Source organism: Curvivirga aplysinae (assembly GCF_009711445.1).
Classification (GTDB): domain Bacteria; phylum Pseudomonadota; class Alphaproteobacteria; order UBA8366; family Aestuariispiraceae; genus Curvivirga; species Curvivirga aplysinae.
In genome coordinates this window covers 1-8,056 of sequence record NZ_SMMC01000083.1, presented here as the reverse complement: position 1 = coordinate 8,056, position 8,056 = coordinate 1, and the positions used below count along the sequence as shown (strand labels likewise).

Sequence of the window (8,056 nt, the reverse complement as noted above, 5' to 3'; positions counted from 1 at the left end):
TAATCCGTTTTTAGGCCAGTCTTTTCTCGAAGACTTTAAGAAAAAATTAGGGGATGAAGAATGCTTAATCGACTCTCTCTTAGTGCTAAATTAACTCTTTTTAGTGCTTTACTTGTTTCAACATGTTTGATCATCGGAATAGGTCTTCAAACACAATCCAGTACCACAACGATTTCGGAACTTACTTTGTCTGAGGCAGAAGCTGTAGGTCAATATCATGCGGAGCAGATCGCACGCGATCTTGATCGTGCGATGTTAGCAGCCAGTTCCGTTGCTAGTACTTTTCGAGGTATTAGGTCATCTAAACCAGAAGGTCGCGAAGCATATAACAATGTTTTAAATCAAACTATGATAGAATTTCCCTATCTTGCTGGGGCTTGGGCTGGCTTTTTGAATGATTCATTGGATGGCAAAGATGCAGAATATGTTGGGGTAGGCGGTCAAAATGACGCCCAAGGCCGTTATGCGGGATATTATTACAATTTTGGTAACGGAATCGTTCCTTATCTTTTGACAGGTCTTGACGGAATTTTGGACACGAGCGATCCGGGTAATACATATTTTAATCAACCTTATAACACACAGAAACCTATCGTAGTTGATCCGGTTCTTTATGATATCGAAGGCGTGGATGTATTATTGCCATCTTTTACAGTTCCAATTTTGGATGAGAATGGAAAATCAATAGGTGTTGCCGGTGTCGATATGACTGTTAACGCTATGTCAGAGCGTATAGGTAAACTTGAGCCATTTGAAGGTGGTAGTGTTGATTTGATTTCCAATAAAGGGTTATGGGTCGCTAATCATGATCCTGAATTATTTGGTAAATCCGTAGAAGAGGTCGATGACATCTATAAGGATGCCCTGCCATCTATTCAAAAAGGTGAGAAGCTAGTCGTTGCAGATGGTGACTTCTATCACTTATTTATTCCTGTAAATATCTCCCGTACTGATGCGCCATGGTCTGTGGTCGTCAATGTCCCTGCATCCAAAGTAACAGAAGCAGCGGATCAACAACGGAACGTTATGATTATTGGAGGAATTGTTCTTGTAATAGTCGTTTCAATTATTTTAATGATTATTGGTAACGTGGTAATTAAGCGCCCTATGACGTCAACAGTGAATGTCATTACTGCTCTTGAAGAAGGGAATTATGACGTTGAAATCACCGGGGCTGATCGTCAGGATGAAATTGGCCAAGTGAGTAATGCACTTGAGCAATTTAAAGAAAATGCCAAGCGTATGCGTGATCTTGAGGCAGAGCGGGTTGAAGCGGAAAAACGTACTGAGGCTGAACGTCGCCAAGCGCAGTTAAGTATGGCGGATGATTTTGAATCTTCTGTTGGACAAATTGTTCAAGCTGTAACCACGTCATCTAATCATCTTTCTGGTGCTGCGAATGATATGGACTCTGCGGTTAAAACATCACAGGATCAGACAGTTGCTGTTGCAAGTGCGGCGGAAGAAGCATCTGTAAACGTACAAACCGTAGCGGCTTCTACGGAAGAACTATCTGCATCTATTAATGAAATTTCTCAACAAGTCGCACGTTCTGCGACGGTCGCAAGTAGTGCCGTTGAAGAAGTTGATAAAACTAATGATATGGTGAAAGTACTGGCCGAAGCTGCAGATCGTATTGGTGAAGTCGTTGGTTTGATTAATGATATTGCAGATCAAACAAATCTTCTGGCCTTGAATGCAACAATTGAGGCTGCTCGTGCTGGCGATGCTGGTAAAGGCTTTGCAGTTGTGGCGAATGAGGTGAAATCTCTTGCAAAACAAACTGCAAATGCCACAGAGGAAATCGTTCAGCAAATTACGGCTATTCAAGGGGAAACCAAAAACACTGTGAAAGCAATCGGTGGTATTGGCGAAACCATTAACAATATCCATGATGTGGCAACAACAATTGCTGCTGCCGTTGAGGAGCAAGAAGCGGCAACGCGTGAGATTTCACATAGTGTACAGCAGGCCGCATCAGGCACAGCAGAAGTATCTGCAAATGTGGAAGGTATGCGTAATACTGCTGAAAACACAGGTGCAGCTGCTAATCAGGTAAACCAAGCCTCCACAGAATTGAAAGAGCAATCTGATCATTTGGATTCACAAATGAGAAACTTCCTTCAACAAATTCGCGAAGGATAAGTTGATCCTTACTTCAAAAAGAAAAGGCTGGAATATTTCATTCCAGCCTTTTTATTTTTTTAACCCGAATCTTAGTTTGTAAGGCGTTCATTATTGGGATCAAACAAGGTTTGCGTAAATAATGTTGCTTTGCGTTTCTGCCCCAAAATTTCAATTTCAACTTCTAACCCATCATTGGCAATTTCTGTGGGTACAAACCCATAAGCAACTGATTTTTGACTATAATGGGCGTAGCCGCCAGATGTGACGAAACCAACAACTTCGCCGCTATGCCAAATAGGTTCATCCGCCCACACATCTGCATCATCGCTATCAACAATGAATGAGCATAGTTTTCGCTTTGGTCCGTCTTGCTTTTCCTTTAAAGCAGCTGCTTTACCAATAAAATCTGCTTCTTTTTTATAAAGTGTAAAGCGATCCATGCCTGTTTCTGCTGGCATGTAATCTGGGCGGAATTCGCGCCCCCAAGAGCCAAAACTTTTTTCCAAACGCAGACTCATCATTGCACGCATACCAAACGGTTTCAGGCCTAAATCTTGTCCTGCTTTTGCCAAGATATGATATAGCGTGATTTGTTCTTCGGCGGGTACATAGATTTCATATCCTAAATCCCCTGTATATGTGACGCGTTGGATAATGGCGTGACAGGTGCCAACATCCATTTGTTTCACATCAAGAAACTTAAACGCGTCGGCAGATACATCTTCAAAAGCGACACGGGAAAGAAGCTCTCTTGATTTTGGACCTGCAATTTGAAAACCGATACGGCGCGTTGAGATATTCTCTACAGTAACTGATCCATCTTCTGGTAGATGTTGTTCAAACCAACGCATAGTATAGGCTTGCATCCCGAAAGAGCCCGTTACCATATATTCTTCTTCAGTCAGGCAGGAAACAGTTAAATCGCCGATGATCTTACCTGCAGGGCTGAGCATTGGGGTGAGGGATAGGCGACCGGGTTTAGGAATGCGCCCCGCCATAATCCAATCAAGCCAGTTGCGGGCACCTTTGCCTTTAACTGTATATTTGCCGAAGTTATGAATTTCGTTAATGCCTACAGCTTCTCGAACTGCCTTACATTCCGCTGCTGCCGCTGCAAAGGCATTGCTTCGGCGGAAAGTTGGTGTTTCTTCTAGTGGTTCATTATCTGGTGCAAAATAATTAACAACTTCCATGCCATATTGGGCTCCAAATACAGCGCGTTGTTCTTTCCAGATACCATAGGCAGGCGTTGTTTGTTGGGGACGTGCTGCTGGAAGTTCTTCATTTGGATAGGAAACAGAGAAACGACGTTGGTAATTTTCTTTTACTTTGGCACGTGTGTAACCCGGGGTGATCCAATCTCCGAAACGGGCCACATCCATCGCGAAAACATCACGTTGTGGTTCGCCTGAAACCATCCATTCTGCCAATGTCAGACCAACACCACCACCTTGAGAGAAACCAGCCATAACGCCACATGCAGACCAATAGTTTTTAAGTCCCGGGACAGGACCGACGAGTGGATTGCCATCGGGTGCAAAAGTGAAGGGGCCATTGATCACCTTTTTAATTCCTGCGCGTTCTAAAACAGGGAAACGCTTAAAGGCGAATTCTAACGCATCGCCGATACGGTCCAAGTTATCATTTAATAACTCATGTCCAAAATCCCATGGGGTGCCACGTTCGGCCCATGGATCACAATCTTGCTCATAAAAACCGATACAAATGCCTTTGCCTTCCTGACGCAGATAGCTTTCGCCTTCTGGATCCATAACATGGGGTAACTCATAGCCCAGATCGGCAACTTCTGGTGTTTCTTCGGTGATTAGATATTGATGCTCCATTGGATGTAGGGGTAAGTAAACACCCGCCATATAGCCGACTTCACGGGCCCATAATCCACCTGCATTGACGATATGCTCAGCTATAACAGTGCCTTGTTCGGTTACCACTTCCCAAGAGTTATCTGGACGTTGATTAAGTTCCTTAACTGGATTACGCAGCACAATTTCTGCACCCGCCATGCGAGCTGCTTTTGCATAAGCATGCGTTGTACCAGATGGATCTAAATGACCATCAAGTGGATCATATAATGCCCCGATTACACCTTCTTCATTTGTAATAGGGGAAAGCTTTTTGATCTCTTCGGGGCCAACGATTTCTGTATCCAAACCCATATAACGATGTTTGGCGCGTTCTGCTTTTAGATAGTCCATCCGTTCTGGAGTGGTTGCCAAAGTGACCCCACCCACATGGTGAAGGCCGCAACTTAATCCGGTAATTTCTTCCAGTTCTTTATAAAGGCGAATGGTATAACCCTGCAACGCAGCCATATTTGTATCGGCATTTAACGTATGGAAACCACCTGCCGCATGCCATGTGGAGCCTGAAGTTAATTCAGACCTTTCAATCAACATGATATCTGTCCAACCTAATTTGGTGAGATGGTAAAGGACGGAGCAACCGACAACGCCGCCACCGATCACGGCTACTTTGGTATGAGATTTCATTCTTAATTTTCCCTTTTAAAAATCGCCTGTTACGCCGCCTTCGGAAATTCGACGGGCGACAAATTCATTGATTGCGTCATGCTGGCTTTGTTCAAGAGCTGGCGCAGTATATTCAGTAAGAAGTTGTTTATAGATAAGATGGGCGCGTTCCGTGGCGGTCTTGCCGCCATTTTCAGTCCATGTTTCGAAATTATTCCAATCGGAAAGCATAGGTGAATAAAAGGCCGTTTCATATCGATCAATTGTATGTTGTGTGCCGAAAAAATGACCACCTGGTCCAACATCTTTTATGGCTTCAATGGCAAGACTGTCCGATGTGATTTCAGGTGGTTGCATGAACTTTGACATCATTTGCATCATCTCAGCGTCCAAAATCACTTTTTCAAATGAGGCTGATAAGCCTCCCTCAATCCAGCCACATCCATGCATAATAAAATTTGCATGCCCCATCATGGCGCCCCAGATCGACATCTGGCTTTCGTAAGTTGATTGTGCATCAACAGCATTGGACGCATTTGCATTTGAGGATCTGTAAGGGATGTTGATATAACGAGCTAACTGCCCACCGATCATGGCAGCTTGGGTATTTTCCGGTGTGCCAAAGGCTGGTGCCCCAGATTTCATATCTACATTTGAGGTGAAACCACCATAGGCAACAGGCGTGCCGGGATTAAATAACTGTAAAAGGCTAATACCAGCCAAAGCTTCGGCGTGTTGTTGGGCAAGCGCACCTGCGATTGTTACCGGTGCCATAGCGCCAGATAGAGTGAAGGGTGTGATAATGCATAATTGATTATGCCTTGCCATTTCAAATGCACCATCAATCATGACACCATCGATACGAAGGGGCGAAGAGGTGTTTATGATGGTGAATAAGCGGATTTTTTGATCAAACTCATCCCAAGTTTCGCAACCATGTGCGAGACGGCTGATCTCCAAGGCATCGGTGATACGTTCCTGCCCCAAGGAATAGGCGTGATAAAATTTATCGGTGAATATTGCCATATCGGCGATGCAGTTTAGATGGCGTGTGCGGGAGGGTAAATCCACGGGTTCAACAGGATATCCGGCAATGAATTGAATAATATTAAGAGATTGGCATAGTTTTAAAAAATTTTGATAATCTTCGTAATTACCCGGGCGGCGCCCTTTTTCAAGATCATTGGCATTTGGGGCGGAGGCGACAGAGCCAATGGCAATAGACCCATTTGTAACCTCTAAATTATGTACAGGATTTCTTGCGTGTAGAGTATATTCTGCTGGTGTGGTTTTTATCGCTTTTTCTATTATTTCGCGATCAATTTTTACTCTATCATTTCCGTCAGTGACATGCGCGCCAGCCTTTTTTAGGATAGCCTTGGCTCCGTCATGTAGAATATCAATGCCGACATTTTCCAGAATTTCCAGAGCCGCGTTATGGATCGACGCTATATGATCTTCGGAAATCACCTGCATCGGTGGGTATGGATTTCTAATTTGCTTCCATGGAAGTTGATTGGTTTTTTTAGAAACGCGGTTTGATCCTATTTGTCTTTTTCGCCCTGTTCGTCTGGATTTTTCGGCCATTTATTTTTCTCCATCCGATTTGTTTATATTCAAGGCTTCTATTATATCCTGATAATTGTTTTTGATGATCTGATAATGATCTTCAGTATTTGCAAGAAAGCCTTCGATAAATAGATTGTCCTTGATGTCTTGATCCAAAGTCTGGATGCTGAGCTGAATAGCGCCAACCAATGCATCTAATCGCTCCTTATTTTTTAAGGAAGAAATATAAGGTAAAGAGGCACGTTCTTGAGTATGTCCAATAACTTTGACTTTGCTGGTAGCTGTTTCGTGATTGAGAGCTAATTTCCAAGACACATTATCGATCACGGCGTAATCAATTTCGCCAGCATAAACCGCGTTAATCGAATTACGGTGACTTCCTGTGACTATGATGTCTTCTGAGGGGAGATAACTATATCCCTTTTCGATAAAATGATTTTGCATACAGGCATAACCGGATTGAGAATCAAATCCGTTACATCCAAATTTCATTTGGTGTAATTCACCTAGCTCATAGGTATCACGGGCAATAATAACACTGTTGTAGAAGCCAGCGGTACAGTTGTTATTATAAATTGGCGATCCAAGATGTGCGACATCACCTTGTAAAAAACGCATAAAAGGAAGGCCGCAAGTTTGTGCGATTATAAGATCAGGCGATCGCCAAATAGTTTTTAAATCATCCTGATCATGCAAAAGAGTATCAGGTGCCGCAAAACCTGCGTTAGATATGGCCTCTTTTAAGTTCATATAATATCTGTCTGTATATGACCGGATTTCGGGCCAGTCATACATTGGCAGAATTGCAAGAGATGTCATGTAGATACTTTCTCTTATAATTTTCGCTTAATAGGATAAATAACAGGCTCTTTCGCTTTAAAGAAGTATTTTACGAAAATCTCACTATAGCTTTTGAAATAATAGCTATTGTTTTTGCCAAGGAAACGATCACGGTTTCTTTCAAAGAGAGCAGGGATTCGGTACCAGGCAACATTAGGATATCCGTGATGAACAGAGTGGAAGTTATTGTTTAAGAATAAGAAACTAAAGAAACCTTTGCGTTCAATGATTACTGTGCGTGCTGTGATATTTTCATGCGCCTGATGTTCAAGGAAAGTACGAATTCCAAGTAAAGATAAGCCAAAATAACAACAAATCAGATAGGCCCAAATCGGCATGGATGCGTATACAGATAATACCAATAAATAGCCGATCATAAGAAGGGTATGGATAAGCCATGTGAGACGAATACGATGATCACCATGAATAAGTTCACATAGGGTAAACTTGGTTAAACTTAAGGCCGGTCCAAATAAGATACGTCCAAATAAGGTATTGTTTAAGGTAAGAAGATCTTGTTGGAACTTACTGATTTTATTCCAATCTTCTTCTAACAGATACCAACTTTCAGGATCTTCAATTGGGTCGGAAACAATACTGTTATCATGATGTTTCAAATGGGTTTCCTTAAAACGGAAATAAGGAATGAAAACACCAAGTGAAATAACAACCAATAAGTCATTCAATAACTGTGATTTAAAAGGATGACCATGTAGAAATTCATGTTGTAAGGATGAATGCAAAGTAATGAAGGGAATCAAGATCAACATGCAAATCCATAAAGGATAAGTTGACGGATTGATTACCAAATATGCGACTGTCGCATAACAAACGCCCAGCAATAGGAGCGTTCGCATTTCTGCAAACTCTTTCAATAGCACTGTTATAACCCCCAGTGTTAGAATATTTGAAACCTGAATAAGGCATGCCTTTTTGTTAAGGCGGATAGAAAATCTTTCTTTAAGGCTCAGAATAGGCCTTAACTTTGTGTTACAGTGTTATGACAAAAGGTTTTTGTAGACAATCATACA

5 protein-coding genes are annotated in these 8,056 nt (G+C 42.4%); 1 reads left to right on the top strand and 4 read right to left on the bottom strand.

All coding sequences use genetic code 11. The features are described from left to right. The first annotated feature begins 60 nt into the window (after window positions 1–60). Window positions 61–2,145: a methyl-accepting chemotaxis protein gene (locus E1160_RS01630; protein ID WP_155153246.1), complete on the top strand. Its 2,085-nt coding sequence runs from the start codon at window positions 61–63 to the stop codon at window positions 2,143–2,145. Window positions 2,146–2,216: 71 nt separating this feature from the next. Here E1160_RS01630 and E1160_RS01625 read toward each other — a convergent pair whose 3' ends face one another. Genes E1160_RS01625 through E1160_RS01610 form a run of 4 tightly spaced genes read right to left on the bottom strand, consistent with a single transcriptional unit; the run spans window position 2,217 to window position 7,882 of the window. After that, on the bottom strand, window positions 2,217–4,637 hold the full coding sequence (locus E1160_RS01625) for a GcvT family protein (protein ID WP_155153245.1): 2,421 nt from the start codon (window positions 4,635–4,637) through the stop codon (window positions 2,217–2,219). Between the two features lie 15 nt (window positions 4,638–4,652). Next, window positions 4,653–6,203 (bottom strand): trimethylamine methyltransferase family protein, encoded by a 1,551-nt coding sequence (locus E1160_RS01620; RefSeq protein ID WP_155153244.1) that lies wholly within the window; start codon window positions 6,201–6,203, stop codon window positions 4,653–4,655. After that, window positions 6,204–7,004 carry a phosphate/phosphite/phosphonate ABC transporter substrate-binding protein gene (locus E1160_RS01615; protein WP_155153243.1) on the bottom strand — a complete coding sequence of 267 codons (801 nt, stop codon included), beginning with the start codon at window positions 7,002–7,004 and terminating at the stop codon, window positions 6,204–6,206. It abuts the gene before it with no gap. A gap of 14 nt (window positions 7,005–7,018) precedes the next feature. Beyond that, on the bottom strand, window positions 7,019–7,882 hold the full coding sequence (locus E1160_RS01610) for a fatty acid desaturase (protein ID WP_155153242.1): 864 nt from the start codon (window positions 7,880–7,882) through the stop codon (window positions 7,019–7,021). Window positions 7,883–8,056 lie beyond the last annotated feature (174 nt).